The organism is Qipengyuania sp. R86523 (assembly GCF_044596365.1).
Lineage (GTDB): Bacteria > Pseudomonadota > Alphaproteobacteria > Sphingomonadales > Sphingomonadaceae > Qipengyuania > Qipengyuania citrea.
In genome coordinates, this window is record NZ_CP138997.1 from 1074842 (window position 1) to 1099408 (window position 24567).

28 protein-coding genes are annotated in these 24567 nt (G+C 66.9%); 12 read left to right on the plus strand and 16 right to left on the minus strand.

Features of this window, described 5'->3' with window-relative positions; translation table 11 throughout:
* Nucleotides 1-88 precede the first annotated feature (88 nt).
* The 3 genes from SJY12_RS05265 (at nt 89) to SJY12_RS05275 (ending at nt 1912) form a co-directional block, all read left to right on the plus strand.
* The gene (locus tag SJY12_RS05265; protein WP_050600315.1) at nt 89-529 is read left to right on the plus strand and encodes a MucR family transcriptional regulator; all 441 of its coding nucleotides are present in this window, start codon (nt 89-91) and stop codon (nt 527-529) included.
* A 71-nt stretch (nt 530-600) separates the two neighbouring features.
* Entirely contained in the window at nt 601-1023 is a 423-nt protein-coding gene (locus SJY12_RS05270; RefSeq protein WP_050600369.1) for a Fur family transcriptional regulator, read from the plus strand.
* Nucleotides 995-1912, plus strand: coding sequence for a lysophospholipid acyltransferase family protein (locus SJY12_RS05275; protein WP_397506297.1), 918 nt, complete (start codon nt 995-997; stop codon nt 1910-1912). Before SJY12_RS05270 ends, SJY12_RS05275 begins: the two co-directional genes overlap by 29 nt.
* Nucleotides 1913-1927: 15 nt before the next feature.
* Here SJY12_RS05275 and SJY12_RS05280 read toward each other — a convergent pair whose 3' ends face one another.
* The 8 genes from SJY12_RS05280 to SJY12_RS05315 all read right to left on the minus strand — a co-directional run bounded on the left by SJY12_RS05280 (nt 1928) and on the right by SJY12_RS05315 (nt 7925).
* Nucleotides 1928-2812: a LysR substrate-binding domain-containing protein gene (locus tag SJY12_RS05280; protein ID WP_082835752.1), complete on the minus strand. Its 885-nt coding sequence runs from the start codon at nt 2810-2812 to the stop codon at nt 1928-1930.
* Nucleotides 2813-2879: 67 nt separating this feature from the next.
* Nucleotides 2880-3797, minus strand: a complete 918-nt coding sequence (locus SJY12_RS05285; RefSeq protein ID WP_341859925.1) for a hemolysin family protein — start codon at nt 3795-3797, stop codon at nt 2880-2882.
* A 21-nt stretch (nt 3798-3818) separates the two neighbouring features.
* The gene (gene ybeY / locus SJY12_RS05290) at nt 3819-4307 is read right to left on the minus strand and encodes an rRNA maturation RNase YbeY (RefSeq protein ID WP_397506299.1); all 489 of its coding nucleotides are present in this window, start codon (nt 4305-4307) and stop codon (nt 3819-3821) included.
* Between the two features lie 47 nt (nt 4308-4354).
* Nucleotides 4355-4654 (minus strand): GIY-YIG nuclease family protein, encoded by a 300-nt coding sequence (locus tag SJY12_RS05295; RefSeq protein WP_397506301.1) that lies wholly within the window; start codon nt 4652-4654, stop codon nt 4355-4357.
* Nucleotides 4655-4712: 58 nt separating this feature from the next.
* A complete protein-coding gene (locus SJY12_RS05300) occupies nt 4713-5756 on the minus strand; it encodes a PhoH family protein (protein ID WP_050600309.1) in 1044 nt (347 codons plus the stop codon).
* Between the two features lie 95 nt (nt 5757-5851).
* Nucleotides 5852-7195 (minus strand): tRNA (N6-isopentenyl adenosine(37)-C2)-methylthiotransferase MiaB, encoded by a 1344-nt coding sequence (gene miaB / locus SJY12_RS05305; RefSeq protein WP_397506303.1) that lies wholly within the window; start codon nt 7193-7195, stop codon nt 5852-5854.
* 5 nt (nt 7196-7200) lie between these two features.
* Nucleotides 7201-7467, minus strand: a complete 267-nt coding sequence (locus SJY12_RS05310; protein WP_397506305.1) for a hypothetical protein — start codon at nt 7465-7467, stop codon at nt 7201-7203.
* Entirely contained in the window at nt 7464-7925 is a 462-nt protein-coding gene (locus tag SJY12_RS05315) for a peptidylprolyl isomerase (protein ID WP_050600307.1), read from the minus strand. The genes SJY12_RS05310 and SJY12_RS05315 overlap by 4 nt, the downstream gene beginning before the upstream one ends.
* Before the next feature lie 114 nt (nt 7926-8039).
* On the opposite strand from SJY12_RS05315, the gene mgtE reads away from it, so the two are divergent.
* From mgtE to SJY12_RS05330, 3 genes are all read left to right on the plus strand, one after another.
* Entirely contained in the window at nt 8040-9491 is a 1452-nt protein-coding gene (gene mgtE / locus SJY12_RS05320; RefSeq protein ID WP_397506307.1) for a magnesium transporter, read from the plus strand.
* A 258-nt stretch (nt 9492-9749) separates the two neighbouring features.
* Nucleotides 9750-10139, plus strand: coding sequence for a DUF1489 family protein (locus tag SJY12_RS05325; RefSeq protein WP_063511729.1), 390 nt, complete (start codon nt 9750-9752; stop codon nt 10137-10139).
* Between the two features lie 71 nt (nt 10140-10210).
* Complete coding sequence (locus tag SJY12_RS05330; protein ID WP_397506309.1) at nt 10211-10453, plus strand: hypothetical protein; 243 nt, start codon at nt 10211-10213, stop codon at nt 10451-10453.
* Between the two features lie 57 nt (nt 10454-10510).
* Here SJY12_RS05330 and SJY12_RS05335 read toward each other — a convergent pair whose 3' ends face one another.
* The 3 genes from SJY12_RS05335 to SJY12_RS05345 form a co-directional block, all read right to left on the minus strand.
* Complete coding sequence (locus tag SJY12_RS05335) at nt 10511-11194, minus strand: DsbA family oxidoreductase (protein WP_397506311.1); 684 nt, start codon at nt 11192-11194, stop codon at nt 10511-10513.
* On the minus strand, nt 11191-11973 hold the full coding sequence (gene nudC / locus SJY12_RS05340; RefSeq protein ID WP_348347475.1) for an NAD(+) diphosphatase: 783 nt from the start codon (nt 11971-11973) through the stop codon (nt 11191-11193). The genes SJY12_RS05335 and nudC overlap by 4 nt, the downstream gene beginning before the upstream one ends.
* Before the next feature lie 78 nt (nt 11974-12051).
* The gene (locus SJY12_RS05345) at nt 12052-13362 is read right to left on the minus strand and encodes a serine hydrolase domain-containing protein (RefSeq protein WP_397506313.1); all 1311 of its coding nucleotides are present in this window, start codon (nt 13360-13362) and stop codon (nt 12052-12054) included.
* 109 nt (nt 13363-13471) lie between these two features.
* Between SJY12_RS05345 and SJY12_RS05350 the strand changes: the two genes are divergently transcribed.
* A complete protein-coding gene (locus SJY12_RS05350; protein WP_050600301.1) occupies nt 13472-13693 on the plus strand; it encodes a hypothetical protein in 222 nt (73 codons plus the stop codon).
* Here the strand turns inward: SJY12_RS05350 and SJY12_RS05355 are convergent.
* Nucleotides 13690-14712 carry an A/G-specific adenine glycosylase gene (locus SJY12_RS05355; protein WP_397506315.1) on the minus strand — a complete coding sequence of 341 codons (1023 nt, stop codon included), beginning with the start codon at nt 14710-14712 and terminating at the stop codon, nt 13690-13692. The two genes, SJY12_RS05350 and SJY12_RS05355, sit on opposite strands and share 4 nt — an antisense overlap.
* A gap of 14 nt (nt 14713-14726) precedes the next feature.
* Here SJY12_RS05355 and SJY12_RS05360 point away from each other — a divergent pair, with 14 nt between their 5' ends.
* The 5 genes from SJY12_RS05360 (at nt 14727) to SJY12_RS05380 (ending at nt 21729) form a co-directional block, all read left to right on the plus strand.
* Nucleotides 14727-15317: a DUF721 domain-containing protein gene (locus SJY12_RS05360; RefSeq protein WP_397506317.1), complete on the plus strand. Its 591-nt coding sequence runs from the start codon at nt 14727-14729 to the stop codon at nt 15315-15317.
* A complete protein-coding gene (locus SJY12_RS05365; RefSeq protein WP_083437325.1) occupies nt 15314-16021 on the plus strand; it encodes a thioredoxin domain-containing protein in 708 nt (235 codons plus the stop codon). The genes SJY12_RS05360 and SJY12_RS05365 overlap by 4 nt, the downstream gene beginning before the upstream one ends.
* A 111-nt stretch (nt 16022-16132) precedes the next feature.
* On the plus strand, nt 16133-16873 hold the full coding sequence (locus tag SJY12_RS05370; RefSeq protein ID WP_063512025.1) for a thioredoxin domain-containing protein: 741 nt from the start codon (nt 16133-16135) through the stop codon (nt 16871-16873).
* Nucleotides 16874-16901: 28 nt separating this feature from the next.
* Nucleotides 16902-20324, plus strand: coding sequence for a chromosome segregation protein SMC (gene smc, locus SJY12_RS05375; protein WP_397506320.1), 3423 nt, complete (start codon nt 16902-16904; stop codon nt 20322-20324).
* 25 nt (nt 20325-20349) lie between these two features.
* On the plus strand, nt 20350-21729 hold the full coding sequence (locus tag SJY12_RS05380) for a M24 family metallopeptidase (protein WP_397506322.1): 1380 nt from the start codon (nt 20350-20352) through the stop codon (nt 21727-21729).
* A gap of 7 nt (nt 21730-21736) precedes the next feature.
* Here SJY12_RS05380 and SJY12_RS05385 read toward each other — a convergent pair whose 3' ends face one another.
* From SJY12_RS05385 to plsX, 4 genes are all read right to left on the minus strand, one after another.
* Nucleotides 21737-22105, minus strand: coding sequence for a MerR family transcriptional regulator (locus SJY12_RS05385; protein WP_230833796.1), 369 nt, complete (start codon nt 22103-22105; stop codon nt 21737-21739).
* A gap of 20 nt (nt 22106-22125) precedes the next feature.
* Nucleotides 22126-22425 carry an integration host factor subunit alpha gene (locus tag SJY12_RS05390; RefSeq protein WP_197458094.1) on the minus strand — a complete coding sequence of 100 codons (300 nt, stop codon included), beginning with the start codon at nt 22423-22425 and terminating at the stop codon, nt 22126-22128.
* A gap of 126 nt (nt 22426-22551) precedes the next feature.
* A complete protein-coding gene (locus SJY12_RS05395; protein WP_397506324.1) occupies nt 22552-23517 on the minus strand; it encodes a beta-ketoacyl-ACP synthase III in 966 nt (321 codons plus the stop codon).
* Complete coding sequence (gene plsX, locus SJY12_RS05400; RefSeq protein WP_050600295.1) at nt 23514-24551, minus strand: phosphate acyltransferase PlsX; 1038 nt, start codon at nt 24549-24551, stop codon at nt 23514-23516. The genes SJY12_RS05395 and plsX overlap by 4 nt, the downstream gene beginning before the upstream one ends.
* Nucleotides 24552-24567: the final 16 nt, after the last annotated feature.

A 24567-nucleotide genomic window follows, 5' to 3' on the forward strand; every position in this document is an offset into this window, starting at 1 on the left:
CAATTGTTGCAATTTCTTGTCCATTTTATACAATGGTACCCACACGGGGTCGCAACCTAGTGATTTCCACAATATAGAAGGTACCCTGATGGAAGAATTCCATACCGACATGGCTGAAACCCTCATCACGCTGACGTCGGACATCGTGGCCGCTCACGTGAGCAACAACAGTGTTTCCGTCGAGGACGTGCCCACGCTTATTTCGAATGTCTATTCGGCGCTGTCGGGTCTCGATACGGGCGATAGCGCGGCCGAGGAAATGCCCGAACCCGCGGTTTCTATCCGTTCGTCGGTAAAGAAAGACCATCTCGCCTGTCTCGAGTGCGGCAAGAAGATGAAAATGCTCAAACGGCACCTGTCGACCGAGCACAGTCTTTCGCCCGAAGAGTATCGCGCACGCTGGAACCTTTCCGCCGACTATCCGATGGTTGCTCCCGACTATGCCGCCACGCGCCGCGATCTTGCGGTCAAGATCGGACTGGGCCGCAAGCCAGGCCAGAAGCGCGGCCGCAAGAAGAAGGAAGCCTGAGGCTTCCGGTTCGCCTTGAGCAAGACGCCCCGGCCCGATAAGGGTACGGGGCGTTTTATTTGGAAATGACTGTGCATCAGAAGATCGATCTCGAACAATTGTGCGCCGACAAGGGCCTGCGGATCACCGAACAGCGCCGCGTGATCGCGCGCGTGCTGTCCGAGAGCGACGACCACCCGGATGTCGAACTGCTGCACGAACGCGCCAACAAGATCGATTCGGGCATCTCGATCGCCACGGTCTACCGGACCGTGCGGCTGTTCGAAGAAGCGGGCATTCTCGACCGCCACGATTTCGGCGATGGCCGCGCACGGTACGAAGCTGCACCCGAAGCCCATCACGACCACCTGATCGATGTCGAAACCGGCAAGGTCGTCGAATTCGTCGATCCCGAGATCGAGGCGCTGCAGAAGCAGATCGCGGCCAAGCTGGGCTACCGCCTCGTCGACCACCGGCTGGAACTCTATGGCGTCCGTCTCGACCGCGAAGGATAGCGATCGCGCCGACGCCGAGCGTCGCCTTGCCGCCCTATCCGCTCGCAGGCTTGCCGCGATGCGCGGCGAGACCACTCCGTTGACCCCGCGCGAATGGGTGCGCTTCGTCCGGCGGACGCTGGGCATCCTGCTGGGGCTGCTGATCTGCGTGCCGCTGCACTACCTCTACCGCGTGTTCGCCTATGGGTCGCCCTTCCCCATGCTGTTCCTGCGCTACACCGCCTGGATCATCGGCGCGCGCGTGAAAATCCACGGGACACCGCTACGGCGCGATGTGTTCTTCATTGCCAACCATGTCTCGTGGGTCGACATACTCGCGCTGGCCGGTGCCACCGGAACCGCCTTCGTGGCCAAGTTCGAACTGTCGCAGGTCCCCGTGATCGGGTGGCTGTGCCGGCTCAACCGCACGGTGTTCGTCAAGCGTGAGAACCGGATGGGCGTGGCGCAGCAGATCAACGCGCTGAAGGAGGCGCTGGCCGACAATTGGTCGGTCACCGTCTTTCCCGAAGGCACCACCACCGACGGCCGGTCGCTGCTGCCCTTCAAGAGCTCGATGCTGTCGGTGCTGGAACCTCCGCCCACAGGCGTGCTCGTCCAGCCCGTGGTGCTCGATTACGGCGACGTGGCCGAATTCATCGGCTGGATCGGCGAGGAAGGCGGGGTCAACAACGCCATGCGCGTGATGGGCCGCAAGGGCAGCTTCCCGCTTCGCATCACCTATCTCGAACCGTTCAGTCCCGAAGACTATCGCGGGCGCAAGGCAATCGCGGCGCAGGCACGCCTGGAAATCGAGCAGGAACTGGGCGCGACGCTGGACGAACCCTTGCGCGATTTCCGCCATACGGTCGCAGCGATCCGCTACACCGCGCCGGCGCTGGACGAGACCTGACGCCGGGCGCCTGCGCTAGAGCCCGGCCTTGACCAGCCAGTCGTGGAACAGCCGCACCGGGCGCTCTTCCAACGCGGTCGGCTTGCACACGAACCAATAGCTGTACGGGCTCTCGACATCCGCGCCGAACAGCGTCGCCAGGCGGTTGTCCGCCGCGCGGCGCATGTGGTCGTCGTGCATGATCGCGATGCCCAGCCCCTGCGCCGCCGCCTCGAGCATGATCTGGCCCGAATCGAAATGGTCGATCGCCGCCGGCTCGAAATCGTTCAGGCCGATCTCGGCGCGCCACGCGGTAAAGCTTTCGGGCAACTCGTTGTGGATCAGGAACGTCTGGCGGCCGAGAACTTCGGCATCGGGCTCTTCCCCGATCTTGGCGGCCAGATCCTGGCTGCAGATCGCGTGGACCTTGTTGTAGTCGAGCCGGACCGCGTGCAATCCCCGCGAGGGACCCCGCGACAGGATGATCGCCGCGTCGAGCACATCGCCCACCCGGTCCTCCAGATGCGCGCCGGTATCGATGTCGATATGCAGCAGCGGATGCCGTTCGCGCAGTTCGGCCAGCCGCGGAAACAGGCGCTGCGTGCCGAACAGCGGCAGGACGCCCAGATGCAGGCGCAGGACCGACAGGTTTTCCGACTGGCTTTCGACTGCGCGCGCCAGCGCTTCGAGCTGCGGGTTCACCGCTTCGAAGAAGGCATGCCCGTCATCGGTCAGCTGCATCGACTGCCGCGCCCGCGTGAACAGCTTCTTGCCGACGAAGTCCTCGAGATTGCCGATCCGGCGCGACAGCGCCGAAGGGCTCAGTCCCAGTTCGTCTGCCGCGGCACGCGCGGAGCCCAGTCGGACGGTGCGCACGAAAGCCTCGAGGGCGCGAAGAGGGGGAAGTCGCCGGGTAGCCATGACCGTTGCATGCTATGAGCGTCAAACGCACCTGTCGAGCATGAATGTGCAGAAATCTGCAACTCACTTAGCCCGGCGTGGCAGCCAGGTCGGGCGCATGTAGCCGTAGCCGCGTGACATGCGTTTCATCGCCGTCGATCACCTCGATCCGCCAGCCGCTGGGGTGTTCGAGCACGCGGCCCACTTCGGGCACCTGCTCGGCCAGGACGAAGGCCACGCCGCCCAGCGTATCGACCGATTCTTCCACTTCGACGATCGCGGGCGAGACCTGCCGTGCGACATCCTCGAGCTCGGCGCGCGCGTCGCAATCCCACATGCCGCCGCCGATATCGACGATCCACTGCTCGGGCGCATCGTCATGCTCGTCCTCGATTTCGCCGACGATTTCCTCGACCAGATCCTCGATCGTGATGAGGCCGTCGGTGCCCGAGAATTCATCGACCACGATAGCCAGATGCATGCGCTGCGCGCGCATGTCGGCCAGCACGTCGAGCGCGTTGCGGGTCTGCGGGACGTAGAGCGGCTGCCGCAGCAGCACCGTCCAGTCGCCCGGCGGGGTCTCGCCGCGCGCGAGGATGGTGAAGACATCCTTGATGTGGATCATGCCGATCACATCGTCGAGCTGCTCGCGATAGACCGGCATGCGCGAATGGCCGTGTTCGGCGAAGGTCTCGACGAGCTGGTCCCAGCTCGCCGTGGCCTCGATCGCGATGATCTGGCCGCGCGGCACCGCGACATCGTCGGCGTCGTGCTCGGAAAAATGCAGTAGGTTGCGCAGCATCTGGCGTTCAACCAGCGACAGGTCGCCCGTGCCGCTGTGTTCGGGCGTATCCTCGCCGTTCTCGTCCTCGTGCTCGTCGATCGCGTCTTCGAGCTGCGCACGCAGCGAGCGTTCGCCGTGATCGGGGTCGAAGAATTTCCGGATAGCGAGGATCAGCCCGCTGCTACTCTCCGCGTCTCCCGCGGGTGATGAAGAATCGGGCATGGCCCTACCAGTGTACTCCAGTCAATTGCGGTCCCCATATGGGTCGCCGATACCCAGTTTTGCAAGCGCTGCGATTTCCAGCGCCTCCATTGCCTCGGCCTGTGCGTCCGAATCGACGTGATCGTGCCCGGCAAGGTGTAACAAACCGTGTATAAGCAGGTGCGTCGCATGCGTTTCCAGCGGCACCCCCTTCTCCGCTGCCTCGCGCGCGCAGGTGCCCGCGGCCAGCACAATGTCGCCGAGCATTTCGGGCGGCCCCTCGGGTGCAAGGTCGAGCAGGTCCTCACGCTCGAGCATGGGGAACGACAGCACATTGGTCGGCTTGTCCTTGCCGCGCCATTCCTTGTTTAGCGCGTGGACGTCCGCATCGGAGGTGAACAGCACCGAAGCGGTCAGCCGCGGATTGTGCAGCGCGGGCTCGACAGTGCCCAGCGCCGCATGCGCGCGCACGGTCAGCGCATCCCACTCCACGTCCGCGGGCCAGCCGTCGATGTCGATGTCGAAATCCACCGTTCTAATCCTTCGTCATCCCCGCGCAGGCGGGGATCGCGCTCCTGCTACATGTTCAGCGTGTCGAACAGATCGTGCCACTCGGAATTCTGCTCCTCGATCGCCCTGATCTTCCACGCGCGGTTCCATTTCTTCACCGCTTTCTCGCGCGCGATAGCATCGGTAATGTCATCGTAGCGCTCGAGATAGACGAGCCGTGTGAGCCCATACCGGTGGGTAAACGACCCGCCCTTCCCTTCGCGGTGCTGCACTGCCCTCGCGGCAATATCGGCAGTCACGCCCACATAGATGGTACCGCGGTAGCGGTCTGCCATGATGTAAACGTAGCCGCCTTTCTCGAAAGTCACGCCCGAAGGTAGCGGGACCCCCGCCTGCGCGGGGGTGACGACATAATGGTTTTTGTCATTATGCGTTCGGCCCCTCGTAGGCCTCGACGATGCGCCCGACGATCGGGTGGCGGACCACATCGGCGGCGGTGAAGCGGATGGTGCCGAAACCATCGACGCCCTCCAGCTTGCCGACCGCATCGGCCAGCCCGCTCATCCCGTCGCCGCCGGGAATGTCGACCTGCCGCGGATCGCCGCAGATCACCATCCGGCTGTTCTGCCCGAAGCGGGTGAGGAACATCTTCATCTGCTCGCGCGTGGTGTTCTGCGCTTCGTCGAGGATGACGAAGGCATCCGCCAGCGTGCGGCCGCGCATGAAGGCGATCGGCGCGATCTCGATTTCGCCCGAGGCCAGCCGCCGCTCGACCTGTTCGGGCGGCATGCAATCGTAGAGCGCGTCGTACAGCGGGCGCAGGTAGGGATCGACCTTTTCCTTCATGTCACCGGGCAGGAAGCCCAGCTTTTCGCCCGCTTCCACCGCCGGACGCGAAAGGATCAGGCGCTGCACGCTGCCGGTGATCAGCTGCGCCACCGCCTGCGCCACCGCGAGGTAGGTCTTGCCCGTTCCCGCCGGACCTAGCGCGAAGATGATGTCGTCGCGCACCAGGCTGCGCATGTAGGTTGCCTGCATCGCGCTGCGCGGAACGATGGTCTTGCGCCGCGTCCGGATCATGATCGGCGGACCGCCCTTGCCATTGCCCGCATCGGCATCGACGATCCCGTCGAGAGTGGGTTCGTCCGACATGGTGATCAGCGCTTCGATTGCCCCGGCGTCGAGATCCTGCCCCACCGCCAGCCTGTCATACATAGCGGTGAGCACATCGCGCGCGCGCGCCACGCTATCTTCGGGTCCTTCGATATGCAGCTGGTTGCCGCGCGCCGACATGAACACGCCGAGGCGGTTCTCGACCTGTACCAGATTGGCATCGAACTGGCCGAACAGGGCGGCCAGCAAGCTCTGGTTCTCGAAGCTGATATCGATTTGCGCGCGGCGCACTTCGCGCTGCGGCGAAGGCGGCGGGGAGAAGGCCTGGGCGTCCTTCTGTACGGGTTTGCGGGCCATAGGCTCCTTTCAAATGCGAGTCGGAGTTTAGGCTTCAACGCATGACGCGCAAGCTGGTCCCCGGCGCGGGACGGTGGATAGTCATCCCGCTGTAATCAGGCAGCGACGGTTTCGCGCAGCATCCCGGCAAGCGAGTTGGGCCCCGCCTCGACCAGTTCGACCTGCACCAGGTTGCCGATCTGCACGTCGCCTTCGAACCACGCGCTCTGCAGCCACGGCGTCTTGCCGAGCCACTGGCCGGGCAGCTTGCCCTTGCGTTCGACCAGCACCTCGCAGGTGCGGCCCACGGTGTTCTGGTTGAACGCCAGCTGGTCGCGGTTGAGCGCGGCCTGGAGCCGCTGGAGGCGCTCGTCCATGACCTCTTTGGCGACCTGCCCGTCCATCGTCGCGGCCGGGGTGCCGGGGCGCGGCGAGTATTTGAAGCTGAACGCCTGCGCATAGGCAACCTCGCCGACCAGCTGCAGCGTTTCCTCGAACTCGGCGTCGGTCTCGCCGGGGAAGCCGACGATGAAGTCGCCCGACAGCGCGAGGTCGGGCCGCGCAGCACGGAAGCGGTCGAGCAGCTTGAGATAGCTCTCTACGCTGTGGCTGCGGTTCATGGCTTTCAGCACGCGATCGCTGCCCGCCTGCACCGGCAGGTGGAGGAACGGCATGAGTTTGGGCGTGTCGCCATGCGCGGCAATCAGCTCGTCGTCCATGTCGGCGGGGTGGCTGGTGGTGTAGCGGATGCGCGCGAGGCCATCGATCGCCGCGATGTCGCGGATCAGCCCCGCGAGACCGACTGTGTGGCCCCTGTCGTTCTCGCCGCTCCACGCGGAGACGTTCTGGCCGAGCAGCGTGATTTCCTTCGCGCCGGCTTCGACCAGCTTGCGCGCTTCGGTCACCAGGTCGCTGTAAGGACGCGAGATTTCTGCGCCGCGCGTATAGGGCACCACGCAATAGGTGCAGAACTTGTCGCAGCCTTCCTGCACGGTGAGGAAGGCGGTCGGGCCGATCCGTCGGCGTTCGGGCAAGGCGGCGAACTTGGCGATCGCGGGCATGTCGGTATCGGTCGCGCGTTCGCCCTGCACCGCGCGGTCCAGCATTTCGGGCAGGCGGTGGTAGGCCTGCGGGCCGACGACCATGCTCACCGCGGGCGAGCGTTTCATGATCTCCTCGCCCTCGGCCTGCGCGACACAGCCCGCGACCGCGATCATCGGCGGCTTGGTCTGCGTCTTGCCCTTGGTCAGGCGGCCGATGTCCGAATAGATCTTCTCCGCCGCCTTCTCGCGGATGTGGCAGGTGTTGAGCACCACCAGATCGGCATCCTCGCCCTCGGCCGCGGGCTCAATGCCCTGCGCGTCGAGCATCTCGGCCATGCGTTCGCCGTCATAGACGTTCATCTGGCAGCCGAAGCTCTTGACCCGGTAGGTCTTGGGAGGGGTGGTGGTCGGTTTCATTGTCGCTAGTAGCTTAGCTCTGCTCTCAAAAGCGCATTCTCTGCTTCAAGGAAGTCGATCTTCGAGTTTAGGTCTTCGACTTCCGACTCCAATCGCTCGACCCGCTCGCTCAGATCGTTCGACTTGCCAGCATTTGTATCTACGACATTCGCAACATAGCGGGTTTCCTCCCTAGCCATCTCGCGAATGTCTTCTTCCGTCCATGTTTTCGGAAGATCACAGCTTGAGAGGAAACCTACTATCAATAACGCCGAGATCGGTCGGAGTTTCAACCAACCGTCGCCTTGACGATCTTGCCCGGGTTTGCGGGCGGTTCGCCCTTGGGCAGCGCGTCGACGTGTTCCATGCCGCTCTCGACCTGGCCCCAGACGGTGTACTGGCCATCGAGGAATTCGGCATCGTCGAAGCAGATGAAGAACTGCGAATTGGCGCTGTCGGGCACCTGCGTGCGGGCCATCGAGCAGGTGCCGCGGGTGTGCGGTTCGCTGTTGAATTCGGCCTTGAGGTCGGGCTTGTCGCTGCCGCTCATGCCGGTGCCGGTCGGATCGCCGCCCTGCGCCATGAAGCCGGGGATCACGCGGTGGAAGACCACCCCGTCGTAGAAGCCTTCGCCGGCCAGCGTGGTAATGCGTTCGACATGGCCGGGCGCGAGATCGGGGCGCAGCTTGATCACTACGTCCTTGTTTTCGCCGTCGCCGGTGTCGAGGGTCAAAGTCAGCTTGTCGGCCATGGATCGTGTCTCCTGTGAGTGATTGGCGGCCTACATAGGGATTGTGGGCCGAGAGTCACCAGTCGAATGGCACCGGCCGCTTGCATTCCCCCCGGGTCTGCCTAGACCGCTGCCATGAGCGAAAGCGACCGCCCCCTCGACGATGACGGTTTCCTGCTGGCGCGCGAGTCGGCCGACGAAGCGCGCCCCGACGACCGCATCGACGACGAGCGGATGGACGAGGAAAACACGCTCAAGAAGGAGTATGTCGAAGCCGTCGAGCAGGCGCTGGAGGACGGCGACACCAAGGCGGTGTACGAGCTGGTCGAACCGCTCCACCCCGCCGACATCGCCGACTTGCTCGAACTGTTCGAGCGCAAACAGCGCTACCAACTGGCCGCGGCGATCACCGACCTGATGACCTCGGAAGTGGTCGCCGAACTCAACGACTACGTCCGCGAAGACATGATGGAAGCGCTGCCGCCCGAAGCGGTGGCGCAGATCGTCGACCAGCTCGAAACCGACGATGCGGTCCAGCTGATCGAGGATCTCGACGAGGCCAACCAGCGCGCGATCCTGGCCGGAGTCGAGATGGAGGACCGGATCGCGATCCAGTCCGCGCTCTCCTATCCCGAGGAAACCGCCGGCCGTCTGATGAGCCGCGATTTCGTGGCCGTGCCCGAGCACCTGACCGTGGGCGATTTGATCGATTTCCTGCGCGACGGGCGCGACCTGCCCGACGATTTCTACGAGATCTTCGTGGTCGACGAGAAGCACCACCCGGTCGGCACCTGCGCGCTGAGCTGGGTGCTGCGCGCGCCGCGCACGATCCCGCTGGCCGACGTGATGAAGCGCGACCAGACGCTGATCCCCGTCCTGCTCGATCAGGAAGAGGTCGGGCTGATGTTCCAGAAGTACAACCTCATCAGCGCCGCGGTGATCGACGAGAACGACCGGCTGGTCGGCCAGATGACGGTGGACGACGTGGTCCACATCATCTCCGAGGAAGCGGGCGAGGACGCGCTGCTGATGAGCGGCGCGGGCGAAGGCGACATCAACGAGCCGATCCGCGAAGCCTATTCGGCGCGCGTGCGCTGGCTGGTCGCCAATCTGGGCACCGCGCTGGTCGCCTCGGTGATCATCGCGCTGTTCGGCGCGGCGATCGAAAAGCTGGTCGCGCTGGCGGTGCTGATGCCGATCGTCGCCAGCATTGGCGGCAATGCCGGCACGCAGACCATGGCGGTGACCGTCCGCGCGATTGCCACCAACCAGCTGACGCGCAGCAACACGCGCCGCATCCTGCTGCGCGAGATGCGCGTGGCGGTGCTCAACGGCATGACCATCGCGGTGCTGGTGGGGCTGGCGACGGGGGTAATCTTCACCCCTACGCTGGGCGCGGTGATCGCGCTGGCGATGGTGATCAACGTCGTCACCGCGGGTTTTGCCGGGGTGATGGTGCCGGTTGCCTTCGAACGGCTCGACCAGGACCCGGCAGTGGCCAGCAGCGTGTTCGTGACGATGATCACCGATTCGATGGGCTTCTTCGCCTTCCTCGGACTGGCCGTGGCCAGCGGCGCGGTGGGCTAGCAAGCCTACACATGGACCGCCTGTTACACGGTCCAGGGCGAAAAAATGCCGCGGGTGGTCGCTGCGCTGCGAAACCGCGGAATTGCGGGAGCTGGAGGGTTAGAGATGCGCGCATTGGTGCATCCTGCCAGTGGCGGGTCGGTGTAGGAAAGCAGTGAGTTTGCCGCCCTTCATCCCGTCACCCCGGACGACAATTGAGATTGAGGACCGGCTCCGGATCGCGGTTGAGATATGGGGGCAAAGCGCTACATCCACGCCATGCCGCTCAACCTGACCAAGATCGCTTTCGGTGCGCAGACCTATGGCGATATCGAGAACTGGTACGCCGCGCGGCGCAGCCCCAATCTGACCACGCGCTATCGCCCGACCAAATGGGAAGAATGCATCGGCGGGTCGCTCTACTGGATCCACCAGCACAGCATCGTCGCACGCAGCGAAATCCTCGGGTTCAGCGAGACCAGTGACGGGCGCTGGTCGATCGACCTCAAGCCCGAGCTCGTCCGCGTCCATCCGCGCCCCAAGCGCGCGCACCAGGGCTGGCGCTATCTCAAGGGCGAACCCCCGCGCGACCTCGCCCCCGGCGAGGATATCGGCGATGCGCTGCCGGGCAAGCTGGCGGGCAAGCTCGAACGGCTCGGCTTGATCTGACCGCACGCGGCGGCGCTGAATGGAACATCCGGGCGGGGCAGTCCGTTGGTAGGGCAAAGGAGAAACAACTTATGCCCGAACGCCAATCGCTTCACCCCGACAACGAACTGATCGCCGAGATGACCGAGAATGCGACCCCGTCGCAGCAGGGTTCCTCCGGCGGCGAAGTGAACCGCCAGGTCGGCAAACGCGGCGAGCTGAACAGCGCGACCGATCCCGACAATCGCGAACCCGAAACGGGTTCGGACAATCCCGCGCAGGATGCGCAGAAGGGCGACAAGACGCTGGCCGCCATGCGGGACTCGCGCGGCTGATTCCTCGCCCATGACCGATAATGCAGCGCCCCGCCCTTCCCGGCGGGGCGTTTGCGTTCAGGCCGCGGTTTTCTCCGCCACGCGGCGCAGCGCGTCGGCATAGGCTTCGGCCGGCTGCGCGCCGGGGATCATGAACTTGTTCTCCACCACCATGGCGGGCACGCCGGTGATGTTGAGGTCCCACGCCGCGCGTTCTTCCGCGCGGACCTTGTGCGCCAGCTCCTCGCTGGCCAGAGCCGCGCGCGCAGCGGTGCGGTCGAAACCCTCTTCCTCGGCGATGTCGAGCAGCACTGCGTCATCGCCCAGCGCGCGGCGGTGGTTGAAGTGCGCGCGGAACAGCGCGAGCTTGAGCGCGGTCTGGCGCTGCGGGCCATGTTCCTCGCCCGCCCAGGTCAGCAGCTTGTGCGCCGCGAAAGTGTTCCACATCATGCCCGTGGGTTCGGGGTTGCCGCCCTCGTAATCGAGCGAGACGCCGGCATTTTCCGCGGCCTCGCGCATGCGCCCCTGCACCGCTTTCGACTGTTCGGTCGTGGTGCCGTACTTGCGCGCGATATGCGCGGTGCGCTCCTCGCCTTCGGGTGCCATGTCGGGATTGAGTTCGAAAGCGTGCCAGCGGATATCGGCCTCGATCTCGCCCTCGAGCTGCGCGAGGCCCTTCTGCAGGCTGCCCCAGCCGACGAGGCACCAGGGGCACATGACATCGGACCAGATATCGATCCGCAGGGTTCTTGTTTCGCTCATTGCTCGATCCACCATTGCATGAGGTGATGGGCGATCGCGTGCGGCGGCGGGGCGACGAAGGGCCCATCGCCCGCCATCGCCGTCTGCACCTGCGCGCGAGTGAAGAATTCGACTTCGGCCATCTCGGTCTCGTCGATCGTCAGTTCGTCGCTATCGGTATGGCTGTGGCAGCCGATCATCAGCTGGCTGGGGAACGGCCACGGCTGGCTGGCGACATAGGTCACGTCGCGCACCCGCACGCCGGCTTCTTCCAGCACTTCGCGCGCGACGGCTTCCTCGATGCTTTCGCCCGGTTCGACAAAGCCCGCCAGCGCGGAGAAGCGCCCTTCGGGCCAGCCGAGCCCGCGGCCCAGCATCAGCCGGCCTTCGTGTTCGACCAGCATGATCGTGACCGGGTCGGTGCGCGGGAAATGGCTCGCTTCGCAGGCGGTACAATTGCGCTGCCAGCCGCCCTTGGCAAGCTTGGTATCGCCGCCGCACTGCGCACAGAACCGGTGCCGCGCATGCCAGTCGGTCAGGCTGCGCGCACCGCCGTACAGCGCCAGGTCGTCGGGCGGCAGCGTCGCCATCAGCGACCACAGCTGCGGGTTCGCCATGCGCGGGGTGGCGTCGCCGCGCGGCGGAACCGCGGCGAAGCAGGCCTTGCCTTCGTCCAGCCCGAGGAAGCACAGCTCGGCATCTTCAGGCACGTCGGCCAGCGTGCCCCAGACCAGCCGGTTGCTATCGTCGAGCGCGGGGATCAGTCCGTCGAGCGCGAGCACCCGCGCCTTCCAGTTCATGTATCCCGCCAGCCGTTCGGGGTCGGCGCGGACGTGATCGGCACGGTCGAGCCGCGACCCGGTAAACGACAGCACGGCTTACGCCTTCGCCCCCTGCATCGCGGCCAGATCGGCGGTCACCGCTTCGGGGAAGCCTTCGTGAATGGGGTAGCTGTCCGACGGCATGAACTGCGTCATCAAATTGGCACGCAGCCCCGCCTTGTAATTGACGAAGGCGATCGTGCCTGCCGCGCCGCCCCAGCCATAGGACCCGTCGCTCACGCGGCCGCCCGCGCCAAAGCCCTGGCCTTCGACCCAGGTGCCTTCGGTGGTGGCGGTTTCGGGCAGCAGGTTGGACGTGCCCACGCGGACCGCGAGTTCGCCCATCACGCGCCTGCCCTCGATCACGCCGTAGCCGAGCAGCATCTGGAGGAAGCGGTCGTAGTCGCGCGGGCTGGAGACCAGCCCCGCCCCGCCGAAGGGGAACGGCGGCGGGTCGAGATAGATCGAGGCCTTGGCCGGGTCGACCGGCAGCGGCGTGCCGTTCATGATGCCGTAATTGGTGGTGAAGCGGCCGATTTCGCTGTCGGGCACGGTGAACCAGGTGCTGGTCATCCCCGTGGGTTCGAAGATCCGCGTGCGCAGGAATTCGTCGAAGGCCATGCCCGAGGCGACCTCGATGACGCGGCCGAGCAGGTCGAGACTGACCGAATAGCTCCACTTGGTCCCCGGCTGCAGCACCAGCGGCAGCTCGGCCAGTCGGTCGGCGAAGACATCGAGCCCCTCGACCGCCTTGGCACGGCCAAGTCCGGGGATCGGCATGCGGCTGACCTGGCCCGGGATCAGGCCCTTCTCGGCATAGGCCTCGGTAATCGGGCCCTTCTGGACGATGCCATAGCCGAGTCCCGCAGTGTGCGTGAGCAGCTGGCGGACGGTGATCGGCCGTTCGGCGGGCACCACATCGGTGACCGAGCCATCATAGGTCTTCTGCACCTGCATGTCGGCGTAGGCGGGCAGCAATTCGGCGATCGGCTGGTCGAGCCCGAGCCGGCCCTCGTCGATCATCATCATCGCGGCCATGCCGGTGATCGGCTTGGTCATCGAATAGATGCGGTAGAGGCTGTCGGCATCGGCCTGCGCCGCCCCGCCCAGCGCCAGCGTGCCGCGGGCGATCGTGAGCGGGTCCTGCCGGCCCCAGCCGAGCGTGGCGACCATATTGGCGACCTTGCGTTCGGACACGTATTTGTCCGCCAGCGCGGTGACCGCGGGCCAGCTGGCGGTACCCGCCTGCGCCATCGCCACCCGCCCCAGCGGCGCACCGGCGAGCGCAGCCCCCGCGGTCAGCCAGGCACCCCCGCGCAGCAGCGCGCGGCGGGACAGGTTGGGGGTGTCGAATTCGCGATAGGCCATTGACGTCTCTCCGGAAGCTCTTTGACGGGGTTTTGCGGGACCGGCGGCGGAGCGTCAATTGCGAATTGAAACGGTTGCATTCGGGCAGTGTCCTATCCATATACGACACATGCTGAACCTCCTTTCGATCCTCCTCGGACTGCTCTCGCTCGTCATCGTCATCCCCGCGACCATCCCGCTGCTCGGCTGGGCGAACTGGCTGGCGCTGCCGCTGATCGTCCTCGGCGTGGTCGTCGGCCAGCTGTCCTCGACCAATGGCGGACGCAATTTCTGCCTCGTCGTGCTGCTGATCGCCGCAATCCGGCTGAGCATCGGCGGCGGGCTGATCTAGGCCGCGCGCACCAGCCGCGCGGCCTTCGCGAACAGCGTCGGCAGCCCGGCCTCCTCGATCCGGTCGAGCGGCCACCATTCGCCCGGCCCCGCGGGCTGCGGCGCGTCGCGCTGCACCAGCACCGACAGTTCGAGCGCGGCATGCGTGAAGACATGCCGCACCACGCCCGCATTTTCCCATGCCCCCGCCAACGGCGGATCGGCGGTGCCATCGCCCTGCGCGCTCCAGCCGTCGTCGGGCAGCGCGCGCATCCCGCCCAGCATCCCCGTGCCCGCGCGGCGAACCAGCCACACCGCCCCGTCACGCTCGATCCACCAGGCGCGGCCCCGGCGCAGCGGCTTGGCCTTGCGCGGCGCCTTGACCGGGAGGCGTGCAGGATCGCCCGCTGCGCGCGCCGCGCACGCCTGCGCCAGCGGGCACAGCAGGCACCTGGGATCGCGCGCGGTGCAGACGGTCGCACCCAGATCCATCATCGCCTGCGCGAAATCGCCCGCGCGCCGATCGGGGGTGACGCGGTCCGCGGCGCTGCGGATCGCCTTGCGCGCGCCGGGCAACGGGTCCTCGATCGCGAACAGCCGGGCGACGACCCGCTCGACATTGGCATCGACGACCACCGCGCGCCGGCCGAAGGCGATCGCCGCCACCGCCGCGGCGGTGTAGGCACCCAGCCCCGGCAATTCGCGCAAGTCCGCCTCGGTCGCGGGAAACCCGCCGCGCTCCGCCACGGCGCGCGCGCATTTCACCAGATTGCGCGCCCGCGAGTAATAGCCCAGCCCCGCCCACGCCGCCATGACGTCATCCTCGGGCGCGGCGGCCAGCGCCTCGACATCGGGCCAGCGCGCGGTGAAGGCTGCGAAATAGGGCTTCACCGCCGCCACCGTTGTCTGCTGCAGCATCACTTCGGACAGCCACACGCGATAGGGATCGGGCGGCGCCGCGCCGGGCGGCGCGCGCCACGGCAGGTCGCGCGCATGGCGATCGTACCAGGCAAGCAAAGTTTCGGAGACGGTGGCGGCCACGGCGCGCCTATGGCATGAGCATCGCCATCATGGAAAGCGACAAGACCAAGGGCGGCGCAAAGCCCCCGCGCGGCGCGAGATCGGGCGGCAAGCAGCCCGCGGCGAAGCAATACAGCCGCCCGCGCGGCGGCAGCGCCAAGCCGATCAGCGACCTGATGCCGCAGATCGGTCGCAGCGCGTTCCGCCGCTTCGGTTTCGTGCAGAGCTCGATCGTCAGCCGGTGGCCCGAAATCGTCGGCACCGTGCATGCGCGGACCTGTACCCCCGAGATGATCCGCTTTCCCCCCGGCGAGAAGTCCGAAGGGATCATGCACCTGGTGGTCAAACCCGCACATGCGCCGCTGGTGCAGCAGGTCATCCCCGAGATCATCGACCGCGTGAACCGCTTCTTCGGCTACCGCGCGGTGGCCCGCATCAAGCTGCGGCAAGGTGAGGTTAAGCCGCCGCCCGACAGGGAAAAGCCCAAGGCGCCGCCGTCGCTCAAGCCCATTCCGATGGAATTGGGCGACAGTCTGCGCGATATCGGCGATCCGGAACTGCGCACCGTGCTCGAATTGCTGGCGCGCAGCCTCGAATCGCAAGAGGATGGGAACGACAACAGGTGAAGACGAAAACCGCGATGATCGCTGCGCTGGCGCTGGCCGGCGCGGGAACGTTGGCCCTTTCCGCCAGCGCGCAGGACCGGCCGATGCTGCCCGGCGGCAACTGGGCCGGAATGCTCGACGAAACCGATGGCGGGCACCGCTTCGGCAATCCCGAAGCGAAAACCAGGCTGGTCGAATTCATGAGCTACACCTGCTCGCACTGCGCCACTTTCGCGCGCGAGGGTGATGGCGCGATCAAGCTGACGCTGGTTCCGACCGGCCGCTTCAGCTACGAAATCCGGCACCTGATCCGCGACCCGATCGACCTTACCGCAACGCTGCTGACGCATTGCGGCGATCCCAAGAGGTTCGGCGGCAATCACGAAGCGATCATGTATCGCTATGACGAATGGATCGAGAAGGCGCGCAAGACCACGCAGGCGCAGCGGTCGCGCTGGCAGTTCGGCAGCCTGTCGGCGCGCTTCCAGGCAATCGCCAGCGATCTCGATTTCTACGACATCATGGAGACGCGCGGCTACGAACGTGCCGAGATCGACCAATGCCTGACCGACGAAGCCAAGGCCAGCGCGCTGGCCGACCGCTCGGCCGCCGATGCCGAACGCTACGGCATCACCGGCACGCCCAGCTTCGTGCTCGACGGCGAACTGCTCGAGGGAACGCATGACTGGTCCGCGCTCGAACCCCAGCTCGCCGACGCGCTCTAGCGGGCGAATGATCCGCCTTTTCGGGGGAAAGCCCTGTGGATACGCCGCGCGGCGGCTTCCCCTGCCCCCGCCCTCCGGCCTAGCCTTCGCCATCCAGACACGAGGAATCCGATGACCAAGACCCTGCGCTTCGCCCTTGCCGCCCCGCTCGCCCTGGCGCTTGCCGCCTGCGGATCGGGCGCCGAGCAGAGCGGCGAAATCCAAGGCGACGCAATCGCCGCCATTCCCGCGCCCGCGGGCAGCGAATGGCGCACCACCGCGGTGATGACCGAAGAAGGCGGCACGCTGGTCGGCAATCCCGACGCCCCGCTCAAGCTGGTCGAATACGGCTCGCTTACCTGCCCCACCTGCGCGCGCTTCTCGATGGAAGGCGGCGAACCGCTGCTCGAATATGTCGATAGCGGCGTGGTCAGCTTCGAATTGCGCCAGTTCGCCGTGCACGGCCCGCTTGACCTGCTGCTGCAGCGCATGACGCAATGCGGCCCGGTCGAAGCGGTGATCCCGCTGTCGGACCAGGTCTGGGCCAATTACGAAACCATCATGCAGCCGATCCAGGCCAACCAGGCGGCCTTCGAGGCCGCGATGCAGCGCCCGATGGAAGAGCGTTTCGTGGTCGCCGCCGAACAGATGGGCTATCTCGATTTCTTCGCCGCGCGCGGGATCAGCGAAGACCAGGGCCGCCAGTGCCTGGCCGATGTCGGCGCGCTCGAGGACATGGCCAATTACACGCAGCGCTACAGCAGCGAATTCGACATCACCGGCACCCCGACCTTCGAACTCAATGGCAACAAGGTCGATGCCAACACCTGGGGCGCACTGGAACCCATTCTTCAGCGTGCCGGCGCCAGGTAAGTCCGGCACGCGGGGGGCATAGGCGCGGATGAAGATCTCGAAGCTCCGGCTGAGCGGCTTCAAGAGCTTCGTCGAACCTGCCACCTTGCATATCGAACCGGGGCTGACGGGGGTCGTCGGCCCCAATGGCTGCGGCAAGTCCAACCTGCTCGAGGCGATCCGCTGGGTGATGGGCGAAAACTCGCCCAAGTCGATGCGCTCGGGCGGGATGGAAGACGTCATCTTCGCGGGTACGCAGAGCCGCCCGCAGCGCGATTTCGCCGAAGTGGTGCTGCACGGCGCGGACGATGACGGCGACGAGATGGAAGTCGTCCGCCGGATCGAGCGCGGCGCGGGCAGCGCCTATCGCCTCAACGGACGCGATGTGCGCGCCAAGGACGTGGCGCTGATCTTCGCCGATGCCGCCACCGGGGCGCACAGCCCCGCGCTGGTCAGCCAGGGCAAGATCGCGCAGGTGATCGCCGCCAAGCCGACCGAACGCCGCCAGATGCTCGAGGAAGCCGCGGGGATCGCCGGGCTGCACGTCCGCCGCCGCGATGCGGAAAGCAAGCTGCGCCAGACCGAGACCAATCTCGAACGGCTCGAGGACATCATGGCCGGGCTCGACAGCCAGATCGCCTCGCTCCGCCGGCAGGCGAAGCAGGCCGAGCGCTACCGGAAACTGTCCGACAAGATAAAGACCGCCGAGGCCCGGCTGGTCTTCGCGCGCTGGCGCGATGCCGCCGCGGCAGCCGAACAGGCCAAGGCCGCTGCCGCCGATGCGGAAGCGCGCGTGAACGAGGCGCAGACGGCCGCCGACGAAGCGCAGAAGGCGCAGCGCAGCGCAGCGGAAGCGCTGGCCGAAGCGCGCGAGGAACAGGCCGATCGCCGCGACGATGCCAGCGCGCATGGCCACCGCATGGCGGCGCTGACCAGCCAGCTCGAGGCCGCCGAACAGCGGCTGGCCGATCTCGACCGCCAGAAGGCGCGGCTCGAGGCCGACCGCGGCGATGCCGACCGCTTGACGCGGGACGCCGCCGAGGCGCTGTCGCGGCTCGAACGCGAACTCGCCGAAAGCGAACAGGCGCTGGCCGCCGACGAGGAGCGCCGCCCGGCGCTGGAACGCGGGCGCGAACAGGCCGAGCGCGACAGCCGCGCCGCCGAACTCGCGCTGGCGCGCGCGACTGCCGACAATGCCGGGGTCGAGGCTGAATGGCGCGTCGCCGAAGCTGCGATCGCGCAGGCGCGCACGCGGCTCGACCGGGTCGAGGCAGAGGCTCGGCGCATGGCCGAACAACGCGCCGCGCTGGCGGGCGAGGATCCCGACGCCGATGTCGCCGCGGCGCGTGCGGCAGCGGAAGAAGCAGGCACGCGCCTCGGCAACCTGCGCGGCACGATCGAGACGATGCAGGCGCGCAAGGCGGAACTGCAGGCTGCGCGCGATACGGCATCGTCGCAGCTGGCCGAGGCCCGCGCCGAACTGTCGGGCGTCCAGCGCGAATGGGAAGCGCTGAAGCGCGACCGCGATGCACGCGAACGCGCCGCGGCCAAGCGCAGCGGGCGCCAGCAGGCAATCGACGGCGTGCGCGCGGCCAAGGGCTATGAACGCGCGGTGGCGGCGGCGCTGGGGCGCGATGGCAAGGCCTTGCTCGGCGCGCCCGATGGCGATGCCGAGGGGCGCTACTGGACCGGGGCCGAACCACCCGCGCCCGTCGCCGGCAGCCTGTCCGCGCATGTCGAGAGCGCGCCGCAGGAATTGCGCGCGCTGCTGGCGCTGGTCCAGGTTGCCGACGAGGATGACGGCCGCGCGCTCGCGCCGGGCCATGCGCTGGTCACCACCGACGGGCAATTGCGCCGCTGGGACGGGCTGGTGGTGCGCGGCGAAGGTTCGGCCGAAGCCGCGCGGCTGGAGGCGGAAAACCGCTTTGCCGAGCTCGATGCACACCTGCCGGCGCTGCGCGAAGCTGCGGAGGACGCACAGGCCGCGCTCGACACTGCGGGCGAGGAACTGGCGCGGTTGCAGCGCGATCTCGTCGCGCGCGAACGCGAGCTGGCGGGCGCTGCGGATGCCGAACGCCAGGCGCTGCGCACGCTCGACCAGGCCGAGGCGGCTCGCGAACGGCTGGCCGCGCGGCTCGAGGAACTCGCGCGCAGTGAAAACGAACAGGGCGAGCTGATCGCCGCGGCCGCCACCGAACTCGATGCCGCGCAGGCGCGGCGCGATGCGCTGCCCGATCCCGCAGCGGGGCGCGCCGCGCTCGAAGCCGCGCGCGCAAAGAACGAGGCGGCGCGGGCGACCTTGCAGGCGCGTGCCGCCGAACTCGCCAGCTACGACCAGGCGCTGGCGGTCGCACGCGAGCGCGCCGCAGCGCAACGCAGCGACATGGCCAATTGGCAGGCGCGCAGCGGCGATGCCGCGCGGCGGCTGTCCGACATGGAAATCCGCGCCGAGGAAATACAGCAGGAACGCGCGGTAACCGCGGCCAAGCCCGAAGGGCTGATGCGCGAGATCGAACAGGGCGACCAGGTCCGCGAGCGATTGACGCGCGCGCTGTCGGAAGCCGAACAGGCGGTCAGCGCCGCCAGCGCGCAGGCGCAGCAGGCCGACAAGGACTTTTCCGCAGCCAATGAAGCGCTGGCCAGGGCGCGCGAAAGCCGCGCCGGCCTGGCCGAGCGCGCCGAGAACCAGGATGGCCGCCGGATCGAGATGGCGCGCGTGTCGGGAGAGCGTTTCCAGTGCCCGCCCCCGCTGCTGCCGCAGCGCTATGAATTCGACGAGGAAGTGATTGCCGCAGCGGAGGCGGAGAGCGAGGAGATGGACCGGCTCACCGCCAGCCGCGAGCGGATCGGTCCGGTCAATCTGGTGGCCGCGGAAGAACTCGAACGGATCGAGAGCGAGCATGGCAGCAATGCCGCCGAGCAGGAGGAACTGCGCGAGGCGGTCAGCCGGCTGCGCGGGTCGATCGGCAATCTCAACCGCGAGGGGCGCGAACGCCTGCGCGCCGCGTTCGAACAGGTCAACGACCACTTCAAGCGCTTGTTCATGCGGCTGTTCGAAGGTGGTGAAGCGCATCTCGCGCTGATCGACAGCGACGATCCGCTCGAAGCGGGCCTCGAGATTTTCGCGCAGCCGCCGGGCAAGAAGCTGCAGTCGCTCACGCTGCTGTCGGGCGGCGAACAGGCGCTGACCGCGACCGCGCTGATCTTCGCGCTGTTCCTGACCAATCCGGCGCCGATCTGCGTGCTCGACGAGGTCGATGCGCCACTGGACGATGCCAATATCGACCGCTTCTGCGATCTGCTCGACGCGATGACGCGCGAGACGCAGACCCGCTATCTGATCGTGACGCACAATGCGGTGACGATGAGCCGGATGCACCGGCTGTTCGGTGTGACCATGATCGAAAAGGGCGTCAGCCGGCTGGTCAGCGTCGACCTGGGTGCGGCCGAAGAACTGCTCGCGGCCGAATAGCCGCGCTGCCACGGGGGAGAATTCGATGATGTCGCTGCGCCTGCCACTTGCCGCCCTGCTGCTGGGCTGCGCCGCCCACAGCCCCGCCGCGCTCGCTGCCGCTTCCGCCGCGCCGACGCAGATCGGCATGAGCGAAACCGAACAGGCGGCCCCCGCCATGCCGCCGCTGCTTTCCATGCGCGCGCGCGCCGAGGTGATCGACGCGGTGCTGGCACAGCGGCTGGAGACGGTCGTTCCCGCAATCATGCGCGAACAGGGCATCGCCATGTGGGTGCTGATGGCGCGCGAATATTTCGAGGAGCCGGTCATTGCGACGATGCTGGATGCGCAAAGCATGCATGCGCGGCGGCGGACGATCCTGATCTTCCACGATCCCGGCGAAGGGCAGGAAATCGAGCGGCTGACCGTCAGCCGTTATGGGCTTGGCGACCTGTTCGAGGCAGCTTGGGATCCCGAGCAGCAGCCCGACCAGTGGCAGGCGGTGGCGGACATCATCGCGCAGCGCGATCCGGCGAACATCGCGATCAACACGTCCGATCTGTCTGGCTTCGGCAACGGGATGACGCTGAGCCAGTACCGGATGATGAAGGAGGCGCTCGCGCCCGAGCACCGCGAGCGGATCGTGTCGGGCGAGCAGCTGGCGACCCGCTGGCTCGAAACGCGCACACCCGCCGAGATCGCGCTTTACCCCGGAGTCGTGCGAATCGCGCATGCGCTGATCGCGCAGGCTTTCTCGCGCGCGGTCATCACGCCGGGGGAAACCACGGCCGCCGATGTCCAGTGGTGGTATCGCGACACGCTCGCCGCGCACGGCCTGACGCCGTGGTTCCACCCCTCGGTCGGCATCCAGCGCGAGGGCGCCGAAGGGATGCTCCGCGGCGATACGGTGATCCTCCCGGGCGACCTGCTGTGGACCGATTTCGGCATCACCTACCTGCGGCTCAACACCGATACGCAGCATCTCGCCTATGTCCTCAAGCCGGGCGAGAGCGAGGCGCCCGCGGGCCTCCGCGCCGGGCTGGCAGCCACCAACCGCGTTCAGGACGCGCTGATCGGCAGCTTCGCGGCAGGATCGAGCGGCAACGAAATCCTCGCCCGCGCGCGGCGCAAGGCGATCGCGGAGGGGCTCGATCCCTCGATCTATTCGCACCCCATCGGGCTGCACGGCCACGGCGCGGGCACGCCGATCGGGTTCTGGGACAATCAGGACGGCGATCCGCGCGGCCAGTACATCCTCCAGCCCGACACCGCGTGGTCGATCGAACTGACGTCCTACAACGCAGTGCCCGAATGGGGCGGACAGGTGGTCGATTTCCGTTCGGAGGAAGACGCGTTCTTCGATGGCGAGACGGTGCGTTACCTCGACGGGCGCCAGACCGAACTGACGCTGATCCCCAGCGACTGAGCCGGGTTCAGGCTGCCAGCGCAGCCGCCAGGTCGGCGCGGATGGACTTGAGACGCGCGACCAGGTCGCCATCGACCGGAGCGGTGCGCGGATCGGCAACCTGTGCGGCTGCCTGCGGATCGGGAGCGCCCTTGAGCGCCGCCTTGGCGCCTTTCAGCGTGTAGCCCTGGCGATTGACCAGCGCGTCGATGCGTTCGACCAGCGCCACGTCTTCGGGGCGGTAGTACCGCCGGCCGCCGCTGCGGGTGAGCGGCTTGAGCATGGGGAACTGCTGTTCCCAGTAACGCAGCACATGCGCCTTGATCCCGGTCGCGCGGGCGACTTCGCCGATGGTGCGCAGCGCGCCCTCTTCCTTGCCGTCGTCGAATTCCGCCATCGCGCACCCTTGTCCCGGCCTCAGCCGTTTGCAATCCGCTCCTTGAGCAGCTGGCTGGCGCGGAAGGTCATCACCCGGCGGGGCGTGATCGGCACTTCGACCCCGGTCTTGGGGTTGCGGCCGATACGTTCCTTCTTGTCGCGCAACACGAAGCTGCCGAAGCCCGAAATCTTAACGTTCTCGCCGTCGGCCAGCGCATCGCACATCTTGCCAAGGATCGCTTCGACCATGTCGAGCGACTCGGCGCGCGACAGCCCCATCTTGCGGTTGATCGTCTCGGCCAGATCGGCCCGGGTAAGCGTGCCTACGGAGCGCATCATATCCATTCTATCCTTCCCCCAGAAACGACCCTGAACGGGAATGCGACCCCAACTCGAACTTCACCAAGCAATATAGAGGTTTGGCAGCGCGCTGGCAAACGGGTTCCCGCGGCTACGGGGCTGCCCTTACATCCGCGCGAGCGCGGCGCCCCAGGTGAAGCCGCCGCCCATCGCCTCGAACATCACCAGATCGCCGGTCTTGATCCGGCCGTCGCGCATCGCGGTATCGAGCGCGAGCGGGACCGAAGCCGCCGAGGTATTGGCGTGCCGGTCGACCGTCACCACGACCTTTTCGGCCGGCAGGTCGAGCTTGCGCGCGGTGGCATCGAGGATGCGGGCATTGGCCTGGTGCGGCACCACCCAGTCGATATCGGCGGCTTTGGTGCCCGATTCCTCGAGCACTTCCCTGAGCACGCTGGCGAGATTGACGACCGCGTGGCGGAACACCTCGCGGCCCTTCATGCGCAATTTGCCGACCGTGCCCGTGGTCGAAGGGCCGCCGTCGACATAGAGCATGTCCTTGTGCTGCCCATCGGCATGCAGGCGGCTGGCGAGGATGCCGGGGCCGTCCGCGGCGACGTCCTGCGCCTCGAGCACGACCGCCCCCGCGCCATCGCCGAACAATACGCAGGTGGTGCGATCGTCCCAGTCGAGAATGCGGCTGAAGGTTTCCGAACCGATCACCAGCGCCTTTGTCGCCATTCCGGTCCGCAGCAGCGAATCGGCAGTGGCCAGCGCATAGAGAAAGCCCGAGCACACGGCCTGCACGTCGAAGGCCACCCCGCCGCCGCACCCCAGCGCCGCCTGCACCTGCGTGGCGGTGGCGGGGAAGGTATGGTCGGGAGTGGCGGTAGCGAGGACGATCAGGCCGATTTCCTGCGCATCGACGCCTGCCGCTTCGAGCGCGTTGCGCGCTGCCGCGGTGGCGAGAGTGGAGGTCGTCTCGCTATCCCCCGCGATATAGCGCTGGCGGATGCCGGTCCGCTCGACGATCCATTCGTCGCTGGTGTCCACCCTGGCGGCGAGATCGGCATTGGTGACGCATTTGGCGGGCAATGCCGAACCCGTGCCGGTGATCACCGAACGGATCATTTCGCGGTAACGCCCGCCGCTTCGATTTCGCCCAGATCGCGTTTGATGCGGTTGGTGATGTCGTCCTCCAGCAGCCGCGCGGCGACTTCCACCGCATTGGCGACGCCCTTGGCATTGGCGCTGCCGTGGCTTTTCACCACCACGCCGTTGAGGCCGAGGAAGACCGCGCCATTGTGGTTGTTGGGGTCGAGATGGTGGCGCAGCAGATCGGTCGCGGGACGCGAGACGAGGAAGCCGATCTTCGAGCGCAGCGAGCTGGTGAAGGCATTGCGCAGCAGGTCGGTGACGAAGCGCGCCGCGCCTTCGATCGCCTTCAGTGCAATATTGCCCGAGAACCCGTCGCAGACCACCACGTCGCATTCGCCGCGGTTGATCTTGTCGGCTTCGACATAGCCTTCGAAATCCATCGCCAGCCCGGTGGCGGCGCGCAGCGCCTCGGCGGCGGCCTGGATATCTTCGGTGCCCTTGGTTTCCTCGGTCCCGATGTTGAGCAGCCGCGTGCGCGGGCGTTCGCGACCGGTCACGATGCGCGAATAGGCCGCGCCCATGATGGCGAACTGGATGAGGTTGCGCGCGTCGCATTCGCGATTGGCGCCGAGGTCGAGCATGACGACATCGTCGTCGGTCAGCGTCGGCAGCAGCGCGGCCAGCGCTGGCCGGTCGAGCCCGGGCATGGTGCGCAGCGCGAGCTTGCTCATCGCCATCAGCGCGCCGGTGTTGCCGCCCGACACCGCGGCGCCGGCATCGCCCTGCTTCACCGCATTGACCGCAAGGCCCATGCTGGTGGTCTTGGCGCGGCGCAAGGCGCGGCTCGGCAGCTCGTCGCCGCCGACCACGTCGGTGCAATGCAGGATCTCGGACGCCCCGGCCATGCCGGGGTGCGTATCGAGCGCGGCCTTGATGCGTGTTTCGTCGCCAACCAGCAGGAACTGGAACTTGTCGTGGCGGCGACGCGCAAGCGCGGCGCCTTCCACCATGACGCGCACACCTTCATCACCGCCCATCGCATCGACGGCGATACGCGGCAGGCTCATGCGCTGTCTCCGGCTT

Coding starts and splice junctions, on each gene's coding strand:
- SJY12_RS05360 (WP_397506317.1), top strand. CDS start 14,727: ATGAGCATCGCCATCATGGAAAGCGACAAGACCAAGGGCGGCGCAAAG.
- SJY12_RS05285 (WP_341859925.1), bottom strand. CDS start 3,797: ATGCCCGATTCTTCATCACCCGCGGGAGACGCGGAGAGTAGCAGCGGG.
- SJY12_RS05325 (WP_063511729.1), top strand. CDS start 9,750: ATGCCGCTCAACCTGACCAAGATCGCTTTCGGTGCGCAGACCTATGGC.
- mgtE (WP_397506307.1), top strand. CDS start 8,040: ATGAGCGAAAGCGACCGCCCCCTCGACGATGACGGTTTCCTGCTGGCG.
- miaB (WP_397506303.1), bottom strand. CDS start 7,195: ATGAAACCGACCACCACCCCTCCCAAGACCTACCGGGTCAAGAGCTTC.
- SJY12_RS05300 (WP_050600309.1), bottom strand. CDS start 5,756: ATGGCCCGCAAACCCGTACAGAAGGACGCCCAGGCCTTCTCCCCGCCG.
- SJY12_RS05350 (WP_050600301.1), top strand. CDS start 13,472: ATGCTGAACCTCCTTTCGATCCTCCTCGGACTGCTCTCGCTCGTCATC.
- SJY12_RS05335 (WP_397506311.1), bottom strand. CDS start 11,194: ATGAGCGAAACAAGAACCCTGCGGATCGATATCTGGTCCGATGTCATG.
- SJY12_RS05330 (WP_397506309.1), top strand. CDS start 10,211: ATGCCCGAACGCCAATCGCTTCACCCCGACAACGAACTGATCGCCGAG.
- SJY12_RS05395 (WP_397506324.1), bottom strand. CDS start 23,517: ATGATCCGTTCGGTGATCACCGGCACGGGTTCGGCATTGCCCGCCAAA.
- SJY12_RS05380 (WP_397506322.1), top strand. CDS start 20,350: ATGATGTCGCTGCGCCTGCCACTTGCCGCCCTGCTGCTGGGCTGCGCC.
- nudC (WP_348347475.1), bottom strand. CDS start 11,973: ATGAACTGGAAGGCGCGGGTGCTCGCGCTCGACGGACTGATCCCCGCG.
- SJY12_RS05275 (WP_397506297.1), top strand. CDS start 995: ATGGCGTCCGTCTCGACCGCGAAGGATAGCGATCGCGCCGACGCCGAG.
- plsX (WP_050600295.1), bottom strand. CDS start 24,551: ATGAGCCTGCCGCGTATCGCCGTCGATGCGATGGGCGGTGATGAAGGT.
- SJY12_RS05390 (WP_197458094.1), bottom strand. CDS start 22,425: ATGATGCGCTCCGTAGGCACGCTTACCCGGGCCGATCTGGCCGAGACG.
- smc (WP_397506320.1), top strand. CDS start 16,902: ATGAAGATCTCGAAGCTCCGGCTGAGCGGCTTCAAGAGCTTCGTCGAA.
- SJY12_RS05385 (WP_230833796.1), bottom strand. CDS start 22,105: ATGGCGGAATTCGACGACGGCAAGGAAGAGGGCGCGCTGCGCACCATC.
- SJY12_RS05345 (WP_397506313.1), bottom strand. CDS start 13,362: ATGGCCTATCGCGAATTCGACACCCCCAACCTGTCCCGCCGCGCGCTG.
- SJY12_RS05315 (WP_050600307.1), bottom strand. CDS start 7,925: ATGGCCGACAAGCTGACTTTGACCCTCGACACCGGCGACGGCGAAAAC.
- SJY12_RS05370 (WP_063512025.1), top strand. CDS start 16,133: ATGACCAAGACCCTGCGCTTCGCCCTTGCCGCCCCGCTCGCCCTGGCG.
- SJY12_RS05280 (WP_082835752.1), bottom strand. CDS start 2,812: ATGGCTACCCGGCGACTTCCCCCTCTTCGCGCCCTCGAGGCTTTCGTG.
- SJY12_RS05265 (WP_050600315.1), top strand. CDS start 89: ATGGAAGAATTCCATACCGACATGGCTGAAACCCTCATCACGCTGACG.